Genomic DNA, 22,012 nt, shown 5'->3' on the forward strand with positions numbered 1-22,012 from the left:
TCTAAGTGATTTAAAGCCAGTTCAGAATGCGTTTTATGGAAGCTAATTTATCTTTGTAAGGAGCATATCGCATTGGCAAATCGAGCCAGTTTCCTTTTTTAACGATTGCTTTATGATGAGAAAATGTGTCAAAGCTAAGCTTGCCGTGGTATGCCCCGATTCCGCTATGACCAACACCGCCAAAAGGAAGTCTTTTATTAGAAAAGTGAACAACCGTGTCATTGATGCATCCGCCTCCAAAAGAGTATCTGGAAATTAATTTTTTGGAGAATGAATTATTTTCACTAAAAATGTAAAATGAAAGAGGTTTCTCATAACGGCTGACGACATTTTCGATATCATTTTTATTTTCGTACGTAAGAATTGGCAAGATTGGACCAAAAATTTCTTCTTTCATAACCGGACTGTCTAAATCTGGATCTTCAAGTAGAGTTGGAGCAATGTACAGCTTGTTGGCATCACTTTCTCCTCCAAATAAAATATGTTCACCCTGAATCATATTTGTTAGACGGTACCAGTTTTTAGTATTTATAATTCGTGCAAAATCAGGCGATTTGTCTATTTTTTTTCCGTAAGCTTTAAGGATTTCCTCGATTAAATAGCTAATGAAATTGACTTTCATGTTTTTCTGAACCAGAATATAATCGGGAGCTATGCAAGTCTGGCCTGCATTAATGAATTTTCCCCAAACAATACGTTTTGCTGCCAGTTTTAAATCGGCAGTTTCGTCAACGATGCACGGATTTTTTCCTCCCAATTCTAATGTGACAGGAGTGAGGTTTTCGGCTGCGGCTTTAGCAACGATTTTTCCAACGGCTACGCTTCCGGTAAAAAAGATATAATCCCAACGTTGGGCTAATAGTTTATTTGAAACTTCGACTCCACCTTCAAAAACTTCCACATGATTAACATGAAAAGTCTTTTCTATAATTTTAGCAATAATGGCAGAAGTATGCGGTGTGAGTTCAGAAGGTTTTAAAACAACTTTGTTTCCTGCAGCAACAGCAGCAATTAAGGGGCAAAGTGCCAATTGGAAAGGATAATTCCACGGCGCAATGATTAAAACATTTCCATAAGGTTCTTTGTACAGATAATCAGAGGAAGGAAAATTGAGTAGCGAGGGAAAAACACGCTTAGGTTTTGCCCATTTACTGATATTTTTAATGACATTTTTTAAATCCGAAATAACGTAGTTGGTTTCCGTTAAAACAGCCTCAAACTCTGGTTTTTGAAAGTCATCATGCAAAGCTTTTACGATAAGATCCTCGCTTTTCTGAATATTATACAATAACTTTTTTAGGGTTTCTTTTCGATATCCGATGTCGCTTTTATAATCCATTTTTTCGATTAGCTTGATTTTTTCTCTATGCAAGTTAATTGATAAATTTTTAAAAATTAACAATTATATCATAAAAATCAGACAGCATTCCAAATAGAATCGTCGGGAGTAGGGGCGATAATAGTAATTTCTTCTTTTGAAACCGGATGTGTAAAAGTCAATTTTCTGGCATGAAGATGAATTCCTCCGTCAGGATTACTTCGATCTGCGCCGTACTTTAAATCGCCTTTGATCGGAGAACCAATCGCTGTTAATTGGGCTCTAATTTGATGGTGGCGACCCGTATGCAAATTGATTTCTAGAGCGGTATAATTCTGAAGTTCTTTAATAATAGTATAATCTAAACTGGCTAATTTACTATCAGGAACTTCTTTTAAATGTGCTTTTGAAGTGTTGTTTTTTTCGTTTCTTTTTAAATAATGAACCAATTTAGCTTTCGCCTCTTTTGGTTTGTTTTTGACAACAGCCCAATATGTTTTTTTGGTTTCACGATTACTGAATAATTCATTCATTCGAGATAGAGCCTTACTCGTTCTAGCAAAAACCACAATTCCAGTTGTTGGTCTGTCCAAACGATGAATTACACCCAAGAAAACATCACCAGGCTTATTGTATTTGGCTTTAATATATTCTTTTACAACATCAGAAAGAGGTTTGTCACCAGTTTTATCTCCCTGAACAATATCACCAACACGTTTATTGACCACAATGATGTGATTGTCTTCATGTAATACTTGTAAGTTGTCTTTATTAGAAATGATTTTCATTAAAAGAATTTTAGATTTCTGATTTTAGATTGAAATTTGGCTAAAGCCGAGAAAAGCCTTAAAAATAAACCTCCAGCTAAAGCTGGAGGCAATTCATAAAACTTTGTCCCTTTGTTACTTTGTCCCTTTGACCCTTAGATTAATATTGTTCTTTCTCGTTAGGAAAATCACTAGACTTAACATCTGCTGCGTATTGACCAATTGCTTTTGTCATTTCTTCATAAAGATTTAAGTAACGACGCAAGAAACGCGGACTGAATTCATTATTCATACCTAACATATCATGAATAACTAAAACCTGACCATCAACGGCACCTCCAGCACCAATTCCGATTACAGGAATAGAAATACTGTCTGCTACTTTTTTAGCAAGATCTGCCGGTATTTTTTCTAGAACAACTGCAAAACATCCAATTTTTTCAAGCATTTGAGCATCTTCAATTAGTTTTTCTGCTTCTTCTTCCTCTTTTGCACGAACGCTGTAAGTTCCGAATTTGTAGATAGATTGAGGTGTTAAACCCAAATGGCCCATTACCGGAATTCCGGCATGTAATATCTTTTTAATAGATTCTTTAATTTCCTTTCCGCCTTCTAGTTTTACTGCGTGTCCGCCACTTTCTTTCATAATTCTGATAGAAGAACGAAGCGCTTCTTTAGGATCCGATTGGTAACTTCCAAAAGGTAAATCTACGACAACTAAAGCTCTTTCGACAGCGCGAACAACAGACGAAGCATGATAAATCATTTGATCTAAAGTAATTGGCAAAGTCGTTTCGTGACCCGCCATAACGTTCGATGCAGAATCTCCAACTAAAATTACGTCAACACCTGCAGTGTCAACAATTTTCGCCATAGTATAATCATACGCAGTAAGCATAGAGATTTTCTCTCCATTGCTTTTCATTTCAATTAATGACTTTGTTGTGATTCTTTTATAATCTTTCTTTGCTACTGACATTTTTTTATTTTTTTGATATTGTAAAAGTATTGAATAATTGTAAAAGAGGAATCAGCAGTAATAGAATATTTCAACAGAAAATGCTTTTCGGTTTTTAAATTCTAATAGAAATTGACTGTTTTCCATTACAATAGATTTATTGTGTAGTGATTTTAATGGTTTTTGCCACGAATTCCAAGAATTTAAATACAAAAGAAATTCGTGAAAATTCGTGTAATTCGTGGCAAGCCTAGTTTTTTAGCAATCCGCCATATTTACGGCAATTGCAAGTCCACCTTCTGAGGTTTCTTTATATTTTGAATTCATATCTTTTGCCGTTTCCCACATGGTATTAATTACTTTGTCTAACGGAACTTTAGCATTTTTAGAATCAGTTTCTAAAGCCAATTCTGCAGCATTAATGGCTTTTATGGCGCCCATTGTATTTCTTTCTATACACGGAATCTGAACTAAACCGCCAATTGGATCGCAGGTTAAACCTAAATGATGTTCCATAGCAATTTCTGCTGCCATTAAAACCTGTGCAGGAGTTCCGCCCATTAATTCGCAAAGTGCCGCTGCTGCCATTGATGATGAAACGCCAATTTCGGCCTGACATCCGCCCATTGCAGCAGAAATCGTAGAACCTTTTTTGAAGATACTTCCAATTTCTCCGGCAACCATCAAAAATTGTTTGATTTCTTTTTCGCCTGCATCGTGGTTTTCAATTACCATGTAATACATTAAAACGGCCGGAATTACACCAGAACTTCCGTTTGTTGGAGCAGTAACCACACGACCTAAAGACGCGTTTACTTCATTCACGGCAAGTGCAAAACAGCTCACCCATTTTAAAATCTGACGAAATTTTACCTCGGTTTTTCTAATTTCTTCCAACCAAGACTGTGGATCGTTATAATTAGACAATCCAATTAAGTTTTGATGCATGTCAAAAGCTCTTCTTCGAACGTGGAGTCCACCAGGAAGAATACCTTCAGAATGACATCCAATATACATGCATTCTAACATCGTATTCCAAATACGCATTAATTCAGAATGCACTTCAGCTTCTGGGCGCATCGAAATTTCATTTTCATATACAATCTCAGAAATCGATTTGTTTTCAGAAACGGTATAATTCAATAATTCTGCCGCATTTTGAATCGGATAGGGAAAGGCACATTTTATAACTTCTTTCAGTTTTGCATTAGTACGTTCTTCTTTCACAACAAATCCGCCTCCAATTGAATAAAAAGTAGATTCATATTCAGAATCGTCAGCTTTATAAGCGGTGAATTTTAAGCCATTTGCATGGAAAGGAAGAAAATCTTTGTTGAAAACGATGTCCTGAAGAAAAAAGAAAGGAATCACTTTTTGGTTGCCCAAATTGATTTCGTTTGTTGTTTCAATTTTTTTAATAATTCCGGCAATATCTTCTACAGGAATATATTCAGGATCTTGTCCGCTCAAGCCAAGCATAACGGCAAGATCGGTTGCGTGCCCTTTTCCGGTTAAAGAAAGAGAGCCGTATAAATCGACTTTTACTCTTGTAATATTGTCTAAAATAGCTTCGTCTTTCAATTCTTCTAGAAAGCGTTCAGCAGCGCGCCATGGTCCTAAAGTATGTGAACTTGAAGGGCCAACGCCAATTTTAAGCATATCAAAAACAGAGATACATTCTTCCATTGTTCATTTTTTGTTAAGACAAAGATAATTGAATAATGTAATGAAAGTTTATATTTGAATATTAATCTTGCATATTTGTTAAAATAAATATTAAATTTTAATAATTCGGCAACGAAATAAAATTAATTCCTTAATATTCGGTTTACGTAAAAAGTTCGTGTTTTTTAGGTATTTTTGTAAATAGAGTTTTAAAAGACTCCATTTTTAATATTAATACTTCCTGGATTTAGTTTTAATTCTGAAAATCGTCTTTTTCAAATTTATAATGCCACAAGAAGATAAAGTTACCCTATGATAGAATTTTTCAAACATCTATTACAAGAATTCGAATTACCACTAAGCAATCCAGTATTGATATTTTCGTTAATACTTTTTATTATTCTGCTTTCGCCAATTTTACTTAAAAAAATTAACATCCCTGGAATTATTGGATTGATTATTTCTGGAGTTGTGATTGGTCCTCACGGATTAAACATTCTCGCAAAAAACTCTGCAGTAGATTTGTTTTCAACAATCGGTCTTTTGTATATCATGTTTATTGCCGGATTAGAATTGGATATGAATGAATTTAAAGCCAATCGAAATAAAAGTGTTTTGTTTGGTTTTTTTACTTTCATTCTCCCGCTTTCAATCGGATTTCCAGTTTGTTTCTATTTATTGAATTATGATTTTAATGCCAGTTTCTTAACTGCCAGTATGTTTGCTACACACACGCTAGTGGCATATCCAATTGTAAGCAAGTTAGGAATTGCGAAAAATCAAGCTGTTGCAATTACGGTAGGTGGAACTATTTTGACAGATACAGCTGTTTTGATTATTCTAGCAGTAATTATGGGAAGCAGTCAAGGAAATCTAAATCAGGCGTTTTGGGTAAAATTGATCGTTTCTTTAGCTATTTTTTCGGCCATCATGTTTTTGATTATTCCGCGTGTTGCAAAGTGGTTTTTCAAAAAATTAGAAAGTGAAAAACATGCACATTATATTTTTGTACTTTCTGTCGTTTTCTTTGCCGCATTTTTGGCGGAAGTAGCAGGAGTAGAGCCTATTATTGGAGCATTCGTTGCTGGTTTGGCATTAAATCCTTTAATTCCACATTCTTCTGCTTTAATGAACAGAATCGAGTTTATTGGTAATTCACTTTTTATTCCGTTTTTCTTGATTTCTGTCGGAATGCTTGTTGATGTGAGCGTTATTCTAAGCGGACCCACTGCGTTAATCGTGGCAGGAACTCTGAGTGTTGTAGCTATCTTTGGGAAATGGATTGCGGCTTTCTTTACTCAAATTGTTTTTAAATATTCTAGAACAGAAAGACAACTTATTTTCGGATTGAGCAGTGCACATGCTGCAGCAACTTTGGCTGTAATTTTGGTTGGATTTAAAGCCAAAATTCTTGATGAAAACATCTTGAACGGAACTATTATTTTGATTTTGATAACCTGTATCGTGGCTTCATTTGCAACAGAAAAAGCAGCGAAAAAAATTGCAATCTGTGAAGAAGAAATTTCGCATGAAGATGCTGAGAAGGATCAGATTTTAGACGAACATATTCTGATTCCGCTGGCAAAAACTTCTGCAGCAGCGGGCTTGTTAGATTTTGCGCTTTTAATTAAAGATAAAAAATCGTCTAATCCTGTTACTTTGTTAACGATTGTTCCGAATAATAATCAGGCAGAAAAGAATATTTTAAAATACAGAAAAGCAGTTGATAAATTTGTAATTCAAGCTTCTGCCTCAGAAGCAAAAATCAATACCATTGCCAGAATTGATCATAATCCAGCGAGTGGAATTGCAAGAACTTCTAAAGAAATTATGTCGGATATCGTAATTGTAGGATGGCCGAGAAAGACCGGTTTTATTGATAAGATTTTTGGTGAAAATGTAGATTCAATCATTAATAATGTAGATAAGAATTTATTCATTTGTCGATTCCAAATGAATTTTATAGAAGAAAAAAGGCTGGTTTTTGTTTGTCCGCCATTTTCAGAAAGAGGAATTGGTTTTCATTTATTATTACAAAAAGTTACCCGTTTGTCTCAGGAACTTAGTATTCCAATTGTGGTTTACGCAGAAGAAAAAACATATCAGACTATTCAGCAGATTGCCTTAAACTTAAAGTTAAACAGCAAATTAGGTTTCAAAAATATTTCTGACTGGGAAGATTTTGAAGTGATTTCAAATGATATAAAAACAACAGATTTAGTAGTTTTCAATTTATCAAGAAAAGGTTCTGTTTCCTATCAATCGATCTTTGACAAATTGCCTCAGAAATTCGAAAAATCTTTTGGAGATAACAATGTGATTTTGGTTTATCCGCAAGACGATCGCAAAGAAAGCGCAATGGATGCTTACGAAGATTTTACCGCATCTCCTTTAACCAAAAGTCTGGAAGCAATTGAACAAATCGGTCGCGGTTTGGGAAGTATTTTGAAAAAAAGCTAATTTAATTTTATTATTTTTTATTAACGTATGGGAGTAAAATTACGTTTCATTGTTTTGTTTTTAGTAAGTACTATGTGTTTAGGGCAAAGTACCTTATACAAAAAATGGGATATTTTTACCTTAAATGGTAAAAAAGGAATTAAAAATAAAAGTGGAGCAGTGGTCTTACCTGCAAAATATGATGATGTAATGTTTGATTACGCAGATACTTTACCTAGAGTTAAACTTGATGATAAAATTGGGGTAATAGATAAGTTTGGTAAAGAATTAACTCCGATAAAATACACACTTACGTATTGGTATACTGATAATTTACTTCTTGTAAAGGCAGATGGAAAATGGGGCTATTTGGACCGAAAAGGAATAGAGGTTATTCCTTTGATATATGAAAAAGCGAGTATGTTTTCTGAGAAATTAGCCGATGTTAAATTAGATGGCAAATGCGGATTTATAGACACGAAGGGAAAGATAATAATTGATCTACAATATGATGGAGTTTCTCCGTTTAGAGAAGGAATTGCAAGTGTTAGAAACGATTGGAAATATGCATACATAAACCTTCAGGGAAAAGAAATTACACCTTTTAAATATGATCAAGGCTTTTTTTGCGTGGATGGAATGATAAAGGTTAAAATAGATAATAAATTTGGGTTTATCAATAAAAATGGAGAGGAAGTAGTGCCTGTTAAATATGATGATGCCAATGGTTTTGAAGAAGGATTGGCAGTTGTAAGTCTAAACAAAAAATTTGGTTTTGTAGATAAGAAAGGTAATGAAGTAGTACCATTAATTTATGATCGTACCTATCCTTTTTCTTCTGGTCTTGCGCCTGTTCAAATTGATAAAAAGTATGGCTTTGTAGATAAAACAGGTAAAGTTGTTATTCCAATAAAATATGCTAGTGCAGCAGGATTTATAAACGGAAAAGCAATGGTGGGCCTTAATGGGAATTACTTTTTTATTGATCAAAAAGGGAATTGTTTAGATAATGATTGTAAATAAATCTAGTTAAGATTGAATTATGAGAATTAAGTTTTTGACGTTTATCTTATCTGTTTTCTTTTGCATTAGTTGTAAAAATAATGTGGATCATCCATTTGTTCCATCAAAAAAGATAGAACAAAAAATAGTCAAGAAAGTAGAAAGAGAAAACTTCGAAGAATTCAATAAAAAATTTCATTCGGATTCTCTTTTTCAGGTTTCAAGAGTTGATTTTCCAATTGAAGGAAAACATATTTATGGATTTGAACAATACAATTGGACAAGGAAGAATTGGCAATTTCAAGCTGTTCCTGTTGCTGAACAGGTAGAAATTGGAGAATATCAGCATTCTTTAGTAAAGACAGATACTTTAATCACAGAAAGATTCTGGATTCCTGACAGCGGTTTTGAAGTCGAAAGACAGTTTAAATTGATTGGAAATAAATGGTTTTTAATTTATTATAATGACATAAATTTATAGTTATGGAAAAGAGCATAAAATCAATCCGACCATTTATTGGTTCTCAAAATTTTGAAATTTCAAGAAGTTTTTATCGTGATTTAGGTTTTGAAGAAACCGTTTTAGACTCAAAAATGTCTGTTTTTAAAACGGATGAAATTGCTTTTTATCTACAGGATGCCTACGTAAAAGACTGGATTGACAATACTATGATTTTTGTAGAAGTTGATGATGTTGAATCTTATTATAGTAAACTTTCAGCTTTAAATCTTCCAGAAAAGTATGAAGGTTCAAAATTAAGTTCGATACAATATTTAGATTGGGGAAGCGAATGTTTCTTGCACGATCCGTCCGGAATTTTATGGCATTTTGGAAAGTTCAAATAAATTTACCTCAAACCAAAATCACCCAAAACTTTCGTTGTCTCTTTACGCTGATACCAATCATTGTAAACCAATTCTATGTTTTTAACGTCAAATTCGCCAAAATCGTAATCGCGAAATTTCTCTGCAACTTCGATTAATCTCTTCGGATCATGAAGTTTTTCCTGAAAACGCATTACTGTAGAATGTGCCGTAAATATAGAATAGCGACTATCCATACTTTGCTGCAATCCTGATTTTTTGAAGTTCTCGCGAAGTTTGTTTCTTAAATTATTCAAAGTTTCATCACTCGGAAATCCCTGGATAAGTAAAGCAGATGGAGAAGCTGTAATGCCTTTAAAATGAATTTTAATTTTCTCTACTTCAACAAGACTTCTACAAATAATTTCGATGTATTCTTTTGGTGCAATCTGATTTAGAGTAAATTGATCCGAGCAAGAAATAATCGACATGATGGTAATGTGAATGTCTGAATCGGGATAAAAATACTGTTCAGGTTCAATTTTTTTTAATTCGCTGATGAAAGCCTGGATATTGGCTTTTACTTCTTCATTTGGGCGAATTAGAAGCGTGATTCCGAAACGGGAATCAGATTCGTTTTTTAGTTCAGAATCTATCGAATATTTTCCTGCCGAAATTGCTTCAGCCGAAGTTTTATAAAGTTGGTTGTAATGTTCGGTTAGATTCATTTTTGTTTATTTCTTTTTTACTTTTTCAAGGTTTTCTTTTACTCTAAATTTTACGATCTCCGCAATTAAATCATACGGAATTTCATTTTTAAATGGAAACTGAATTGAGCCTTTTCCTGTTTTATATTTAGAAAGTTGCGGAGCAAAAGCTTCGTTTCCCGTTGGAAGTGCATATAGGCCAATATGATTTTTAAAAGCCGCAAAATAAACCACAATTCCATTTTGCTCAAAAGCGGGCATCGAATAACTGATTTTCTCTTTAGCATCTGGCGCAGCATTCTGAATCGTCATTCTGACTTTTTCTAAAATTTCCTGAACTTCATTTGGAAATCCACCAATGTATTCGTCTATATTTTCGGGTTTTTTAACTTCCATAGTTTTTTTTTGTTTCAGGTTTCAGGTTTCAAGTTTTCTTTCTTTGAGTTTTTTTTACCGCAAAGTGCGCAAAGTTTTTTTATTACAAGTCTCAGCAGAATCTATATTTTAAGTTCGCAAAGCTTTGTATTGATAAAACTTTATAAGACAAAACTTTGTGAACTTTTCATTTTTAATGAATCTCAAAAAAAACTTAGCGAACTTTGCGTAAACCTTTGCGACCTTTGCGGTTAAATAACCACAAAAAATGCGGTTAAATAACCATTAAGCTAGCCCTTTCGGAAAACGATCCAAAACCAAATTCAATAGTAAATTATGTTCTAAATACGCCTTTGCTCCAGCTAGAACCAAAGTAAAACCTTCGGTCGAGTTACGAACTTGATCTATTATTTTGTCTGTATCGCCCTGAAAACCAGAATTGGTAATGCTTACAAAAGTTTCATGCTCATTTAACGGACTAAAAACCCATTCTACCAAAGTAACCTCGTCAGGATTTCCCCATTCGATCACAATCTTTTTGTTTTCTTGTAAAACTAGCGTTTTAACAGAAAGAGAAAAACCATACATCTCCCAGGTCCATTCCGTTTTTTGGTTTTCTTCTAAATTTCCTGATCCTTTAGTAAACCAAAATTTACTTGTAATTTTAGGATCAATAAAAGCCTGAAAAACTTCTGAAACAGGTTTCCTAATCAGCATTTCGGCCTTTGCATATTTGTTGTTTTCTGTTTTCATATGTTTTTAGATTAGATGTGGTTTGTTAGAAGCAAGATGGTAAATTCTTTAATTTTCCAAGCCCTAATTTATGAAATTAGTATTTTACGGACTCCCAAAATTTAATTAAATGTATAACCAACCAAGACATTTAATGAATTAGTTTTTATCGCGCCACCATTCATTACTTCGGTTTTTGAGATATCAGATACTCCTAAGTTATCTCTGATCTCTACATACACTTGATGATTTTCATTTACCTTGAACTCTTTTCCAATTCCAGCAGTAAAGCCAAAATCCATTGATTTCTTATATTTTGTGTCTTCTTCATCATAATCGGTTTCGCCAGGAATATTTACATGTGTTTTTATGCCCGATTTTAGCAAATAGCCAAGATATGGTCCCGCATTTACATAAAAACTTTTATCCTTAGAGAAGTTGTATTTTAAAAGAACCGGAAGCACGAGATAATTTAAATATACAGTACTTTTTACAGAATAGGTTCCAGGTGAAATTGAACTTTCTGGGTCAAGAATTTCAATGTTGTTTTTGCTTTTTTGAGTTTTTCTTTCGTAGTTAAGATCTGTTTTTATAGATAAATTGTCTTGGATTTTATATTGAAACGAAACGCCAAAAACATAAGCTAAACCCGAATTAAGGTCAGCATAAGAGTCGAAACCCCAAAGCGTTGAGTAGTTTGCTCCTCCTTGTAATCCAAATTTAATTTTTGATTCTTGTGCAGTTGTTTTAAAACTAATTAAAGAAATGGTAAAAAGTAATACAGTAATTTTTTTCATGTAATGTTTAGGTTGTTTTTAGGGAATATATGTAATTCTTTTTTCTCGCAAATTAATTAAATCTCTTCCTTCTCAATCCATTTTCCTACGGTTGGAGCAACATAATTTTTCATTTGATGTAATAGATCTTCAATAGTATCGCTAACCAAAAGCATTTCTCTATTGACTTCTTTCAACAAACCTTTTTCGGTCATTGTTTTTAGTAATTCAATAAGCGAATCGTAAAAACCATTTACATTCAAAATTGCGATTGGTTTTTTATGAAGTCCTAATTGTGCCCAAGTCAGCATTTCGAAAAGTTCTTCGAGAGTTCCAAAACCTCCAGGAAGTGCAATTACACCATCACATAAATCGTTCATTTTAGTTTTTCTTTCGTGCATGCTTTCTACCAAAATTAATTCAGTCAAACCTAAGTGCGCAATTTCTTTCGATCTTAAAAAGTTCGGAAGTACTCCAATTACTTTTCCGCCGGCATTTAAAGCTCCGTCAGCAACAGCGCCCATTAAACCGACATTTGCACCGCCATAAACCACTTCTATATTTTGTTCCGCAAGAGTTTTTCCTAACGCTGCAGCTTGTTCTTCATAAATTTTTTCGGTGCCATAACTTGAAGCACAGAATACTGTTATTCTTTTCATTATTGTTGTAATGTTAAATGTTAAAAGTTAGATGTTAAAAGTTAGATGTAAAATGTGGTTTTACTGTGAACTGATACTGAGAACTGATACTGAAAACCGCGACTAACTTTATTTCTTCAATTCATATTCAAAATACGGCATTTCTGCGCCATTAACCGTAAATTTCAACTCATTAATTTTTTCTGCTCCGAGTTTTAAAACGGCTTTTTGCGAACGAAAATTTTCTGATCCAATATGAAAAAGTACCGAATCAACGTGCTGAAAAGCATAGTCAATCATTAATTTTTTGTTTGATTTATTGTAAGGACCGCCCCAATATTTTCGTGATATAAAAGTGTAACCAATTGCAACGCTTGATTGTTCAGGATTATAGTCATAAAAACTAGTTGTTCCCATAATTTCATTGGTTTGTTTGTCGAGGATTAAAAAAGGATTTTTTGTCATTATGATGTCAAAAAAAGTTTTAAAACCTTCTTTTTCATAACGATTTTTTACAGGATTCTGTTCCCAGATTAAAGGATCAGAAGCGGCCTGAAAAAGAGCTTCAAAATGTTTTTCTTCTAGCGGAATTAATTTTGTGAGTTCGTTTTCTAGAAAATCGGGTTTTAATTTGAAGTTTGATGTATTCATTTTTTTGGTTTTTTGATAATTGATACATTTTGTGCAGCTTCTTACGAAGATTCATCGTTCCTCAGAATGACAAAAATAAAAGTAATTTAGAGGTTAAATTCTTTTAATTTGAACACAAGAAACATTTTCCATTTTAATTTGCGTTCCTGTTTTCTTTAATAATCCGGTTTTAGAATCTCTTTTAAAAACCACGACATTTCCTGTTTGTACATTCGAAGCGACTAAAAATTTACCGCTTTCATCAATTGCAAAAATTCTAGGATGTTTTCCTAAAGTCGATTGATAGCCAATGTTTTTCAGTAGCCCATTTGCATCGATAGAGAAAATGGCAGTATTGTTTTCTTTTCCTCGATTTGTTGCATAAAGAAATTTTCCGTCGGGAGAAATGTGAATGTCGGAGCTTTCAAAACCGTCTTTTATTTTATCTGAATGTGTTGCGATACGTTGGATTTTATTTAAAACACCGTTTTCATATTGATAAACGCTTATTTGTCCTGCCATTTCTTCAATACAATAACCGAATTTTTGATTTGGATGAAAGGTAAAATGTCTTGGGCCAGCCTCTAAATCGGTTTTTGTAAATGGATTTCGAGTTTCCACTAAAGGCATTTTCTGATTTTCATCAAAAGCATAACATCTAATTTTATCTGCTCCTAAGTCGGGTAAAAACAAGTAATCGTTTTGTGGTGAAAATACCGCCGAATGCACGTGCGAGCGTGTTTGCCTCTCTTTATGAGTACTTCCGTCCATGTACTGAAAATTCTGCGCAATAGAATCGATTTTTCCATTTTCTAAAAGAGGAAAAACGGAGACACTTCCTTCAGTATAATTAGCATCAACCAGCCATTTGCCGTTTTTGTGAACAGCAACATAAACCGGATTTTCTCCACCACTTCTTTGACTATTCAAAAAAGTCAACGTTTTTGCTGTTGTATTAAATTCAAAACTGCTTACACTTCCGGCATTTGGCGTTTTGGTATCCGTACAAGAATAAACAAATTTTCCATTAGGAGAAACCGTTAAATAGGAAGGATTCACAACATTTTTGACCGAAGTAAATTTGATCAATTTTCCGTTTAAAGTATCCAGCTGATAAACCTGAATCGCCTCAGCCGTTTTATCACGATTATAAGATCCCAAAAAGACATAAGTGTTTTGAGAAAATAGGTTGATGGTTAATAGAAATGCAATTGCGAAATAATGAATTTTTTGTTTCACGGTTTTTTTGGGTTGTTTCAAGTTTCAGGTTTCAGGTTTCAGGTTTTCAGTCTCGGTTTCATTAACAATTAACAATTAACGAATTCCTTTCCACCACTGTTTAAATTCTTGGTTGTCATTTTTTAATTCGACCACTTCACCAATCATTGGCGTGATTAATGGAATCGGATTTTCAGACAAACTGTTTAGCTCTGTAACTTTATTCAGAGGCTCATCCCAGGAATGCAGAGATAAAGCAAATTTCGAAGAATGAACTGGAAAAACTCTTTTTGCTTTTAGGTCTTTCATTGCTTTGATCACATCTTCTGGCATATTATGAATGTATTTCCACTTCTGATTGTATTGTCCGTTGTCAATCAAAGCAATGTCAAATGGTCCGTATTTTTCTCCAATTTCAGCAAAATGCGAATCGTAACCGCTGTCTCCGCCCAAATACATTTTAAAATCTTTGGTTTCCAGAATAAATGAAGTCCAAAGTGTATTGCATCTTTTGAAACTTCTTCCAGAAAAATGCCTTGAAGGAGCGGTATGAAGTGTCAGATTTTCATCTAATTCAATTGTAGAAAACCAATCTTTTTCGATAATACTTTCAGAAGGAAAACCCCAAAATTCAAAATGAGAACCAACACCAAGTGCAGTAATAATTTTTTTGGTTTTTGGTTTTAATTTTAAAATCGTATCGTAGTCCAAATGATCGTAATGATCGTGAGTAATCAATAAATAATCAATTTCTGGAAGATCTTCAACCGTATAAATGTCAGATCCTTTAAATGATTTGGTGGTGCCCGGAATAGGTGAGGCGTTGCCGCTAAAAACGGGATCAATCAAAAAACGTTTTCCTTCCAATTGAATAAAATAAGAAGAATGTCCAAACCAAACTAAAACATCTTGATCAAGAGTAAGTTCTTTTAAATTGGTTTTTACAGACGGAATCAAATCAGTAGGCATTTTTCGATCTACTTTTTTAAAGAAGAATTCAAACAAAACACCCGCCATACTTTCTCCCTCGGCAAGATCTGGCGTAAAACTTTGATTTTCGAATTTTCCGTTTTTATATTGAGGCGAATTCTGGATTTGAGCTAGTCTTTGGCCAGAGGGCGCTTTTCCAAATTTTGGATGCTGTAGAAATCTGTAAATTGCTAGAGCTATTAAGAATAATAGAATTAAAAATAGTGCCATTTTATTATTGGGGATATAATTTTAGAGTGTATTCAATAGAAAGCAAGATTATCTTTTTTAAGATTTCTATATCAATATCAGCTAATTTTTTGATGTAAATACAAGCTTTAGAAGAAGTATGTTTTCCTAGTTTTGATAGTAATTCTTCTCTTTTTTCTTCTGGCAAGTAGAAATAAACGGTCATAGCAGTTTTTCTTGGCGAAAATCCAGCCAATGGCGCATCGCCTTCATGTCCGCTGTCATATTTATAATGATAACTTCCAAACCCAATAATGCTTGGTCCCCACATTTTAGGCTCAAAACCTGTGGTTTCTTGTATTACTTTAAGCAGTTCAAAAGCATCATTTCTTTTAGCATCATTTTCGACAGCGTTAATAAAATCAGTAACACTGTTTTCGGTTTCTGTGGTCTTATTGGTGGCCATTTTGGTTTATTTTTTATTTAATAAATCACTTTTGAAAAGGATGTTCTTTATTTTAAATTCAGTTGCATAAAACAAGTTCGAATCTTCGGGCATCTGATTTTCTAAAACAATCAAACTCACATCACTTTTAGGAAAGTATAAATTTACAGCAGAAAATCCGTTTCCAAGACCAGTATGTCCAAAATATTTTACGGGTTCTTTTTCAATAATTCTTAAACCGTAACCATATCCTTCTTTCTCTTTTCCGAAGAAGTTGTGTTGATTCTTAATAGTATAAGATATCATTAATTGGTATAATTCAGGTTTTAGAATTTTTCCTTTATGAAGATTATTGTTCCAGATTAAAAGATCATTTACAGTAGAAACAAGACCGCCAGAAGGTACTTTGTACGGACTTATTAAATTGTTCTCTGCTTTATCAAAATTATTATTCTTGCTCATGTATCCTGTAACTAAATTTTGATCAAGATCTTTTGAATAACAAAATGTATGATTCATTTTAAGCTTTTTAAACAGATTATTTGCTAGTTCTGAATAGCTTTTTTGAGAAACAGCTTCAAGAATCTGACCTAATATAGGATAACCTTCATTGCCGTACTTAAAATCGCTTCCGGGTTTAAAAAGTAAAGGTTTTTGTAGATCCGTGATTCCATGTGAATGATTCAACAACTGATGGACCGTTATCGTATCTGCCCATGGTTGTTTTAAATTTGGGAGGTATTTTTTAATGGGAGTATGGAGGTCAATTGTGCCTTTCTCTACTTCTTGTAAAACCAAAGAGGCAGTAATTTGTCGGGTAATTGACATGATTTCAAATTGACTATCTAAATTTAAAGGTTTTTTGGTTTCAAAATTGGCAAATCCTTTTGCTTTTGAATAGACTGTTTTTCCATTTTTTGCAATCAAAACTACACCGTTAAATTGCGGATTAGCATCTTGAATTATGCTATCAATACTTTTTTGATAATTGTTTTTTTTCTGCGCTGAAGAATTAGGAATTGTAAAGATGAAAAGAGATAGAAGGAAAAATTTAGAGATTAAGTTCATTTATGGTTATTTGGTAGTTTGTTTTTGGTTTCAGGTTTCAAGTTTCAAGTTTCAAGTTTCAAGTTTCAAGTTTCAAGTTTCAAGTTTCAGGTTTCAGGTTTCAGGTTTGCAGAGAACTTGAAACCTGAAACCTGAAACCAAACTTAAAACATCCCATTTTCATTAATATTATTTTTCGGTATAGGCTGGCCTAGATCCCAAAGTTCTACGATTTTTTCTGATTCAAATTTAAGGATATGAACGACAGCAAAACCGATATCAGATGGAGTTTGTTTAAGATGCGAATGCACGGCAACCAAATCTCCATCTCGCAAAATGTGATGAATTTTAAAAACCTTATTCGGATTTGTTCTGGCTGACTCTTCCATGGCAAGCATCAAAGTTTCGGCATCGCCTTTAAAATGCGCATTATGATGCTTGAAATTCTTTCCAACATACAATCGAAAAGCTTCGTGAGGATGCCCTTTAGCTGCCAGTTTCAGGAAGTTTTTAGCGATTTCTTTCTTAGTCATGATTCAAAATTTAAAAACGAACTAAGTTAAGAAATTAAGCGCTATGATATTTGTAGAAAAAGTAAAGAAATTTATAAAATTAAATAGTTTCAGATTTAATTTTTGTTAGGTCTAATCCCATTTTGGCAAACTCTTTTTCGCCCAGTTCGGTAATGTAGAAATGTTTATCTGAAGGAGCATTTTTAGCAATCCATTCTTTTTCGATAAAGGATTCTAAAAGAAGTTCACCAAGCTTTCCTCCAAGATGTTCGTAACATTTTTTTGCCGGTTTTACAGAAGGGGAATTGCTCATTTTAGATTTTGTTTTTTACGGCCAATCTAGATGCAAAATAAGCCGTAGGAATGTAGGCAAAAATCAGATCAACAAAGCCAAACCAAATTGGAGAAGGCAAAGTGAACATGGTTACGATACCGCCAAACAAGAAGAAAGCTCCGATTCCAAAAGCTAATTTTGTTTTGTGTTTAATCGCGATTAAAGCTGTAGTGAGTGCACCGGCAAAAGTTCCGATGGCGTGTGCTAAAAAAGGGAAAAGAAAATGCTTTGGCTCAAATAAATGCATCGTTGCTTTTAAACCTTCTGTAGTGCTTACATCTGCACCATTTGGAGCAGGAATTATAGAGTCGCTTATTAAAATAATACTCATATTGACAACGCTTCCGATAACAAGACCCGCAATAACGGCCAAAGTGTTTCTTAAAAATGGATTCATAATCTTTCGCTTTTTGTTATAACGAATTTATGAAAAATAAAATAATTAGCTGAAAGACTGCCTAAATTCCAAAGGAGAACTATTTGTCTTGGTTTTGAACAGTTTACTAAACGATTGCTGATGCTCAAAACCGAGTTCAAAAGCGATTTCACTAATGGATAATGTAGTGGTCGAAAGTTTTTCTTTTGCCTTTTCAATTAGTTTATTATGAATATGCTGTTGGGTGCTTTGACCTGTGTGAGTCTTTAATAATCCGCTTAGATAATTAGGAGAGACGTTTAAGTTTTCGGCAATAAACTGAACCGTAGGAAGCCCTTTATGTTTTAAGGAATCATCGGTAAAATAATCTTCCAATAATTTTTCTAAACGTGCTAAAATCTGGTGACTACTTATTTTTCGGGTAATAAATTGTCTGTTGTAAAATCGTTCAGCGTAGGTAAGAAACAATTCGATTTGTGCAATAATAACATCTTGGCTGAATTTATCAATATTGGATTGGTATTCCTGTTTAATATTTTTAATAATATCAATCAACATATTTTCTTCTTTATCAGAAAGATGAAGTGCTTCGTTGACAGCATAACCAAAGTAATCGTATTGCTTGATTTTTTGCGAAAGAGGCGTATTCCAAAGAAAATCAGGATGGATCAATAAAGACCATCCTGTATGCTGCATTTCGGCATTTCCTTCTATAGAAAAAACTTGTCCCGGCGAGAGAAATATCAAAACCCCTTCTTTGAAATCATATTCCTGTTGGCCATAACGCATTTTGGCATTGGCATTTCTTTTTAATGCAATCGAATAGAAGTCAAGCATTAAACTTTTTGGTTCTTCGCTATTCAGATATTTGAGATCTTCAAAATTGTAAACGCTTACCAAAGGATGTTCGGGTTTTGGCAAATCTCGAAAATCATGAAATTCGCTAATACTTTTAAATCGAAGAGGTTGTTGATTTGCCATATTACAAAGTACTTAATTTTGATTGAAAATAGCAGCAAATTCTTTGGCATAATCGGCCAGTTTGGTTTTTCCTAAAACTGCTGGACGGTTTTTATAGTAATCTTCTCCAAGTAAACCGCTGTAAAGTCCAGCATACATTTCCACCAAACCTTGCGCAATTTTGGGTTGTATTCCAACAGAAATCAAGCCATCCAAAGTTTCCTTATCGGTGATTAATTTCCATTCTAAATCTGGAATTCCGATTGCTTCGCCCAGAATTTTTGCCGTTTGATGTCCTGAAAGTTCTTCACTTGCCACATAACGGATTTTTTTTCCGTCAAGCGGATGGGTAAGTTCTTCGGCAATTGCTGCTGCAATGTCGTTTGGAGAAACCCAGGGAATTAATTCGTCAGCACCATAATTTGCCGCTATAAAACCTTGATTTTTGATCATCGGAATATAAGCCAGTAAATTGTAATAAAAAGAAGTCGGACGCATGAATGTAATGGAAACCTCTGAAAGTTGGTTCAAAACAGCTTCAATTTCATTATATCGCTGAATAATTCCTGAATTCTTTTCCAAATGTGCGCCAATACTGCTCAAAAACACCACACGTTCTACGCCAGATTTTGTGATCGCTTCTGCGTAATTATTTCCGATTGTGCGAGTAAAAGCATCTAAATCAAGATTTGGATCGAAATAATTCGCACGTGGAATCATGCAATATACCGCATCTGCTCCTGTGAAAGTCTGCGTTAAAAATGAAACGTTGTTTACAGAACCAATCGCAGCCGAAGCTCCAAGATTTTCAATATCCGATTTTCTGTCGTTACTGCTTGCAATTACGGTAATTTGATGTCCTTCTGCGATTAGCGTTTTCGCTAAAGGTTTGCTGATGTTCCCTAAAGAACCTGTAATGATAATTTTCATAATACTATTTTTTTGATGGTACAAAGTTGCACAGCATCAGTCAAATAGATGTAGCCAAATCTATGATTGATGTAGTCTAAAATAGTAATATGAAAATGAGATTTTATTTTTCGGATAGTTTTCTTTCTGTTTCGGTTTGCGGTTTTCCGGTTGCATTAGGTTCGCCTTTTCCCGTTTCAATCAGTTTTTTTAAGCTGTTTTGGATGTAGTTGGTCCAACCTGATTTACAAACTTCAAAACATTCGTATTCTGGAACAAGACCAACATGTGTAAAAGTAAGTTTCGTTTTATTGTTTTCTTTAGAAATATCAAAAACAGCAGTTGTATTCGTCCATTCAGTATCGTCTTTGGTAAAACTGAAATAATTTTCCTCAATCAGCCATACGATTTTCTGATTCGGAATTACTTCAATCAGCTTTATTTTGCAGCGATGAACGTCTTCATAATGGTATTTAAATTCGTCTCCTTCGTTTGCTGTTTTTCCCTCAATTTCTTCCGACCACCAGCCTCGAACATTTTGTATGGCTTTAAAAACTTCTTCGGGTGATTGATCAACCAGTATCGTTGTGTTAAAATCTTGCGCGCTCATTTTTTTGATTCTTTAGAAATTAGTAAAGTAAAATTACAATCTAAAAATCAATTGTTTAAGGTGCTTAGGAGACAATTTTGAGGTGTGTTTCGGACAAAATCTGTTCTGATTTTATTTTGATGGAAGAGATATATTTATTGTAGTTGTTTAATTTTTTCGGGAATTTTACTGAGGACTTCAAAATGCCTTGCCATTACATTTTCAAGTTGCAGTGTGCCTCCCAAAATAATCATTTCTTTTTCCAAGAAACGCTTTCCAAGTCTATCTTCCAGCATTACTTTTTCCATGCTTTGAGCAATTCCAATTTCATTCAAAAAATCATTTGGATGTCCGGCAGTACAAATTACAAGTCCAAACGGAATGGTTTTCATTTTTCTCGAAGTCTCATTTTGCCCGTAAGCATATCCAACCGAATAAACACGATCAAACCAACCTTTTAATTTTGCGGGACAATCGCTCCACCAAACGGGATAAAGAAAAATAATACAGTCGGCTTTTTCTATTTTTTCCTGTTCCTTTAAAACATCTTCAGGAATTGGTAGGTGTGTTTTGCCAAAACCTTCACGCTCATATTCTTCTTCAGAAATATCGCTGGCAAAATTTGAAACATACAAATCAGAGATTTCAATATTCCATTTCTCAATAGCCAAAACCGATTTCAATTTTTCTAAAACCTGAAAAGTATACGACTTTTTGCTAGGATGTGCATAAACGATTAAAATGTTCATTTTGAAGTTTTTAAGTTGTACTCTTTGTACGAAGATATAAATTAAATCTAATGGAAATTATTCTTCTGAGAATTCTAAAATATCTCCAGGTTGACAATCTAAAACTTTGCAAATGGCTTCTAAAGTACTAAAACGAATAGCTTTTGCTTTGCCTGTTTTTAAAATCGAAAGATTAGACAGCGTTAAATCGACCTTTTCTGAAAGTTCATTTAATGACATTTTTCGCTTTGCCATCATGACGTCTAAGTTTACTATTATGGGCATAATTTTTTTGTTTAAATAGTTAAATCCATTTCAGATTGAATTTCGATTCCTCTCTTAAAAATCTGTCCGACAACAAAAAGGATAATTGCCATGAATATCCAGACACTATGACCTTCAAGATTCAGTAATTCTAAACTTGGTAGTTGTACTCCATTTGAAATCAGCCAAGTATTAAATTTAAAAGCCCAAAAAGAAAATAAACCAATTCCGAAAGCAAGGTAAGAGATATAAGAGATAAATCTTCCCATTTCAGCAGTGAAAGGCTGAACGATGTCTAATTTTTTCTCATGAAGCATTTTAACAATCAAATAAAACATAATCGCTTTTAAAATTGCCACAATGCTGATAAAACTTATTTCCTGAATATAAAAACTCGTGCTGTAATTATATAAATCAAGTAAATCGAGAAAACGGGCATTGTACGAATTTATAGTTATTGTATAAACTCCGTTAAAAATATACATACCAGCTTCTACACATAATCCAATAAAAATGATCCAGGATAAAATATTTAATACTTTAAGGATCTGCGGTGTTTCAATTTTAATTTTCATTGTAATTAAGATTAAAGTTATACCGCTAAAATAATAAAAATTTATTGATAAACGATAAATAAATATTTTTAATCAAAAAAAACTCT

General features: G+C 33.6%; 27 protein-coding genes. 4 read left to right on the forward strand and 23 right to left on the reverse strand.

Annotated features, from left to right (window positions below; translation table 11 throughout):
• Positions 1 to 10: 10 nt before the first annotated feature.
• The 4 genes from K6T82_RS01745 to K6T82_RS01760 all read right to left on the reverse strand — a co-directional run bounded on the left by K6T82_RS01745 (position 11) and on the right by K6T82_RS01760 (position 4,729).
• Positions 11 to 1,339 carry an aldehyde dehydrogenase gene (locus K6T82_RS01745; protein WP_223704291.1) on the reverse strand — a complete coding sequence of 443 codons (1,329 nt, stop codon included), beginning with the start codon at positions 1,337 to 1,339 and terminating at the stop codon, positions 11 to 13.
• A 77-nt stretch (positions 1,340 to 1,416) separates the two neighbouring features.
• The gene (locus K6T82_RS01750; protein WP_223704292.1) at positions 1,417 to 2,106 is read right to left on the reverse strand and encodes an RluA family pseudouridine synthase; all 690 of its coding nucleotides are present in this window, start codon (positions 2,104 to 2,106) and stop codon (positions 1,417 to 1,419) included.
• Between the two features lie 139 nt (positions 2,107 to 2,245).
• On the reverse strand, positions 2,246 to 3,064 hold the full coding sequence (gene panB / locus K6T82_RS01755) for a 3-methyl-2-oxobutanoate hydroxymethyltransferase (RefSeq protein WP_223704293.1): 819 nt from the start codon (positions 3,062 to 3,064) through the stop codon (positions 2,246 to 2,248).
• A gap of 237 nt (positions 3,065 to 3,301) precedes the next feature.
• Complete coding sequence (locus K6T82_RS01760; protein ID WP_223704294.1) at positions 3,302 to 4,729, reverse strand: L-serine ammonia-lyase; 1,428 nt, start codon at positions 4,727 to 4,729, stop codon at positions 3,302 to 3,304.
• A gap of 291 nt (positions 4,730 to 5,020) precedes the next feature.
• Here K6T82_RS01760 and K6T82_RS01765 point away from each other — a divergent pair, with 291 nt between their 5' ends.
• The 4 genes from K6T82_RS01765 to K6T82_RS01780 all read left to right on the forward strand — a co-directional run bounded on the left by K6T82_RS01765 (position 5,021) and on the right by K6T82_RS01780 (position 8,995).
• Positions 5,021 to 7,168 carry a cation:proton antiporter gene (locus tag K6T82_RS01765; protein WP_223704295.1) on the forward strand — a complete coding sequence of 716 codons (2,148 nt, stop codon included), beginning with the start codon at positions 5,021 to 5,023 and terminating at the stop codon, positions 7,166 to 7,168.
• 27 nt (positions 7,169 to 7,195) lie between these two features.
• Positions 7,196 to 8,170, forward strand: a complete 975-nt coding sequence (locus K6T82_RS01770; RefSeq protein WP_223704296.1) for a WG repeat-containing protein — start codon at positions 7,196 to 7,198, stop codon at positions 8,168 to 8,170.
• An 82-nt stretch (positions 8,171 to 8,252) separates the two neighbouring features.
• On the forward strand, positions 8,253 to 8,630 hold the full coding sequence (locus tag K6T82_RS01775; RefSeq protein ID WP_223704297.1) for a hypothetical protein: 378 nt from the start codon (positions 8,253 to 8,255) through the stop codon (positions 8,628 to 8,630).
• A 2-nt stretch (positions 8,631 to 8,632) separates the two neighbouring features.
• Complete coding sequence (locus tag K6T82_RS01780; RefSeq protein ID WP_223704298.1) at positions 8,633 to 8,995, forward strand: VOC family protein; 363 nt, start codon at positions 8,633 to 8,635, stop codon at positions 8,993 to 8,995.
• 2 nt (positions 8,996 to 8,997) lie between these two features.
• On the opposite strand, the gene K6T82_RS01785 is transcribed toward K6T82_RS01780, so the two are convergent.
• The 19 genes from K6T82_RS01785 to K6T82_RS01875 form a co-directional block, all read right to left on the reverse strand.
• Complete coding sequence (locus K6T82_RS01785; protein ID WP_223704299.1) at positions 8,998 to 9,681, reverse strand: 2'-5' RNA ligase family protein; 684 nt, start codon at positions 9,679 to 9,681, stop codon at positions 8,998 to 9,000.
• A gap of 6 nt (positions 9,682 to 9,687) precedes the next feature.
• The gene (locus tag K6T82_RS01790; protein ID WP_223704300.1) at positions 9,688 to 10,056 is read right to left on the reverse strand and encodes an iron chaperone; all 369 of its coding nucleotides are present in this window, start codon (positions 10,054 to 10,056) and stop codon (positions 9,688 to 9,690) included.
• A gap of 264 nt (positions 10,057 to 10,320) precedes the next feature.
• Complete coding sequence (locus tag K6T82_RS01795) at positions 10,321 to 10,788, reverse strand: SRPBCC family protein (RefSeq protein ID WP_223704301.1); 468 nt, start codon at positions 10,786 to 10,788, stop codon at positions 10,321 to 10,323.
• 101 nt (positions 10,789 to 10,889) lie between these two features.
• Positions 10,890 to 11,564, reverse strand: coding sequence for a porin family protein (locus tag K6T82_RS01800; protein WP_223704302.1), 675 nt, complete (start codon positions 11,562 to 11,564; stop codon positions 10,890 to 10,892).
• A gap of 56 nt (positions 11,565 to 11,620) precedes the next feature.
• Positions 11,621 to 12,202, reverse strand: a complete 582-nt coding sequence (locus K6T82_RS01805; RefSeq protein ID WP_223704303.1) for an LOG family protein — start codon at positions 12,200 to 12,202, stop codon at positions 11,621 to 11,623.
• Between the two features lie 108 nt (positions 12,203 to 12,310).
• Positions 12,311 to 12,832: a GNAT family N-acetyltransferase gene (locus K6T82_RS01810; protein ID WP_223704304.1), complete on the reverse strand. Its 522-nt coding sequence runs from the start codon at positions 12,830 to 12,832 to the stop codon at positions 12,311 to 12,313.
• A gap of 93 nt (positions 12,833 to 12,925) precedes the next feature.
• Complete coding sequence (locus K6T82_RS01815) at positions 12,926 to 14,050, reverse strand: lactonase family protein (RefSeq protein ID WP_223704305.1); 1,125 nt, start codon at positions 14,048 to 14,050, stop codon at positions 12,926 to 12,928.
• Between the two features lie 75 nt (positions 14,051 to 14,125).
• Positions 14,126 to 15,229, reverse strand: a complete 1,104-nt coding sequence (locus K6T82_RS01820; protein WP_223704306.1) for an MBL fold metallo-hydrolase — start codon at positions 15,227 to 15,229, stop codon at positions 14,126 to 14,128.
• A gap of 4 nt (positions 15,230 to 15,233) precedes the next feature.
• The gene (locus tag K6T82_RS01825; RefSeq protein WP_223704307.1) at positions 15,234 to 15,653 is read right to left on the reverse strand and encodes a DUF1801 domain-containing protein; all 420 of its coding nucleotides are present in this window, start codon (positions 15,651 to 15,653) and stop codon (positions 15,234 to 15,236) included.
• A 6-nt stretch (positions 15,654 to 15,659) separates the two neighbouring features.
• Positions 15,660 to 16,700, reverse strand: coding sequence for a serine hydrolase domain-containing protein (locus tag K6T82_RS01830; protein ID WP_223704308.1), 1,041 nt, complete (start codon positions 16,698 to 16,700; stop codon positions 15,660 to 15,662).
• A 143-nt stretch (positions 16,701 to 16,843) separates the two neighbouring features.
• A complete protein-coding gene (locus tag K6T82_RS01835; RefSeq protein WP_223704309.1) occupies positions 16,844 to 17,212 on the reverse strand; it encodes a nuclear transport factor 2 family protein in 369 nt (122 codons plus the stop codon).
• A 79-nt stretch (positions 17,213 to 17,291) separates the two neighbouring features.
• Entirely contained in the window at positions 17,292 to 17,504 is a 213-nt protein-coding gene (locus K6T82_RS01840; RefSeq protein WP_223704310.1) for an ArsR family transcriptional regulator, read from the reverse strand.
• 1 nt (position 17,505) lies between these two features.
• Positions 17,506 to 17,922, reverse strand: coding sequence for a hypothetical protein (locus K6T82_RS01845; protein WP_223704311.1), 417 nt, complete (start codon positions 17,920 to 17,922; stop codon positions 17,506 to 17,508).
• Between the two features lie 45 nt (positions 17,923 to 17,967).
• On the reverse strand, positions 17,968 to 18,882 hold the full coding sequence (locus tag K6T82_RS01850) for a helix-turn-helix domain-containing protein (RefSeq protein ID WP_223704312.1): 915 nt from the start codon (positions 18,880 to 18,882) through the stop codon (positions 17,968 to 17,970).
• 12 nt (positions 18,883 to 18,894) lie between these two features.
• The gene (locus tag K6T82_RS01855; protein ID WP_223704313.1) at positions 18,895 to 19,791 is read right to left on the reverse strand and encodes an NmrA family NAD(P)-binding protein; all 897 of its coding nucleotides are present in this window, start codon (positions 19,789 to 19,791) and stop codon (positions 18,895 to 18,897) included.
• Positions 19,792 to 19,894: 103 nt separating this feature from the next.
• Positions 19,895 to 20,380, reverse strand: coding sequence for an SRPBCC family protein (locus K6T82_RS01860; RefSeq protein WP_223704314.1), 486 nt, complete (start codon positions 20,378 to 20,380; stop codon positions 19,895 to 19,897).
• Positions 20,381 to 20,514: 134 nt separating this feature from the next.
• Positions 20,515 to 21,108: an NAD(P)H-dependent oxidoreductase gene (locus tag K6T82_RS01865; protein ID WP_223704315.1), complete on the reverse strand. Its 594-nt coding sequence runs from the start codon at positions 21,106 to 21,108 to the stop codon at positions 20,515 to 20,517.
• 57 nt (positions 21,109 to 21,165) lie between these two features.
• Positions 21,166 to 21,372 carry a helix-turn-helix domain-containing protein gene (locus K6T82_RS01870; protein ID WP_057116634.1) on the reverse strand — a complete coding sequence of 69 codons (207 nt, stop codon included), beginning with the start codon at positions 21,370 to 21,372 and terminating at the stop codon, positions 21,166 to 21,168.
• A gap of 11 nt (positions 21,373 to 21,383) precedes the next feature.
• Positions 21,384 to 21,926 carry a DUF2975 domain-containing protein gene (locus tag K6T82_RS01875; protein ID WP_223704316.1) on the reverse strand — a complete coding sequence of 181 codons (543 nt, stop codon included), beginning with the start codon at positions 21,924 to 21,926 and terminating at the stop codon, positions 21,384 to 21,386.
• Positions 21,927 to 22,012: the final 86 nt, after the last annotated feature.

The organism is Flavobacterium potami, from assembly GCF_020026915.1.
Taxonomy (GTDB): Bacteria; Bacteroidota; Bacteroidia; order Flavobacteriales; family Flavobacteriaceae; genus Flavobacterium; species Flavobacterium potami.

Excerpts from the sequence above, each read along its gene's own strand:
- K6T82_RS01855 (WP_223704313.1), bottom strand. The coding sequence starts at position 19,791 with ATGAAAATTATCATTACAGGTTCTTTAGGGAACATCAGCAAACCTTTA.
- K6T82_RS01805 (WP_223704303.1), bottom strand. The coding sequence starts at position 12,202 with ATGAAAAGAATAACAGTATTCTGTGCTTCAAGTTATGGCACCGAAAAA.
- K6T82_RS01750 (WP_223704292.1), bottom strand. The coding sequence starts at position 2,106 with ATGAAAATCATTTCTAATAAAGACAACTTACAAGTATTACATGAAGAC.
- K6T82_RS01870 (WP_057116634.1), bottom strand. The coding sequence starts at position 21,372 with ATGCCCATAATAGTAAACTTAGACGTCATGATGGCAAAGCGAAAAATG.
- K6T82_RS01780 (WP_223704298.1), top strand. The coding sequence starts at position 8,633 with ATGGAAAAGAGCATAAAATCAATCCGACCATTTATTGGTTCTCAAAAT.
- K6T82_RS01790 (WP_223704300.1), bottom strand. The coding sequence starts at position 10,056 with ATGGAAGTTAAAAAACCCGAAAATATAGACGAATACATTGGTGGATTT.
- K6T82_RS01865 (WP_223704315.1), bottom strand. The coding sequence starts at position 21,108 with ATGAACATTTTAATCGTTTATGCACATCCTAGCAAAAAGTCGTATACT.
- K6T82_RS01810 (WP_223704304.1), bottom strand. The coding sequence starts at position 12,832 with ATGAATACATCAAACTTCAAATTAAAACCCGATTTTCTAGAAAACGAA.
- K6T82_RS01795 (WP_223704301.1), bottom strand. The coding sequence starts at position 10,788 with ATGAAAACAGAAAACAACAAATATGCAAAGGCCGAAATGCTGATTAGG.
- K6T82_RS01745 (WP_223704291.1), bottom strand. The coding sequence starts at position 1,339 with ATGGATTATAAAAGCGACATCGGATATCGAAAAGAAACCCTAAAAAAG.
- K6T82_RS01820 (WP_223704306.1), bottom strand. The coding sequence starts at position 15,229 with ATGGCACTATTTTTAATTCTATTATTCTTAATAGCTCTAGCAATTTAC.
- panB (WP_223704293.1), bottom strand. The coding sequence starts at position 3,064 with ATGTCAGTAGCAAAGAAAGATTATAAAAGAATCACAACAAAGTCATTA.
- K6T82_RS01845 (WP_223704311.1), bottom strand. The coding sequence starts at position 17,922 with ATGAATCCATTTTTAAGAAACACTTTGGCCGTTATTGCGGGTCTTGTT.
- K6T82_RS01830 (WP_223704308.1), bottom strand. The coding sequence starts at position 16,700 with ATGAACTTAATCTCTAAATTTTTCCTTCTATCTCTTTTCATCTTTACA.
- K6T82_RS01785 (WP_223704299.1), bottom strand. The coding sequence starts at position 9,681 with ATGAATCTAACCGAACATTACAACCAACTTTATAAAACTTCGGCTGAA.
- K6T82_RS01825 (WP_223704307.1), bottom strand. The coding sequence starts at position 15,653 with ATGGCCACCAATAAGACCACAGAAACCGAAAACAGTGTTACTGATTTT.
- K6T82_RS01850 (WP_223704312.1), bottom strand. The coding sequence starts at position 18,882 with ATGGCAAATCAACAACCTCTTCGATTTAAAAGTATTAGCGAATTTCAT.
- K6T82_RS01760 (WP_223704294.1), bottom strand. The coding sequence starts at position 4,729 with ATGGAAGAATGTATCTCTGTTTTTGATATGCTTAAAATTGGCGTTGGC.
- K6T82_RS01840 (WP_223704310.1), bottom strand. The coding sequence starts at position 17,504 with ATGAGCAATTCCCCTTCTGTAAAACCGGCAAAAAAATGTTACGAACAT.
- K6T82_RS01875 (WP_223704316.1), bottom strand. The coding sequence starts at position 21,926 with ATGAAAATTAAAATTGAAACACCGCAGATCCTTAAAGTATTAAATATT.
- K6T82_RS01860 (WP_223704314.1), bottom strand. The coding sequence starts at position 20,380 with ATGAGCGCGCAAGATTTTAACACAACGATACTGGTTGATCAATCACCC.
- K6T82_RS01765 (WP_223704295.1), top strand. The coding sequence starts at position 5,021 with ATGATAGAATTTTTCAAACATCTATTACAAGAATTCGAATTACCACTA.
- K6T82_RS01770 (WP_223704296.1), top strand. The coding sequence starts at position 7,196 with ATGGGAGTAAAATTACGTTTCATTGTTTTGTTTTTAGTAAGTACTATG.
- K6T82_RS01800 (WP_223704302.1), bottom strand. The coding sequence starts at position 11,564 with ATGAAAAAAATTACTGTATTACTTTTTACCATTTCTTTAATTAGTTTT.
- K6T82_RS01835 (WP_223704309.1), bottom strand. The coding sequence starts at position 17,212 with ATGACTAAGAAAGAAATCGCTAAAAACTTCCTGAAACTGGCAGCTAAA.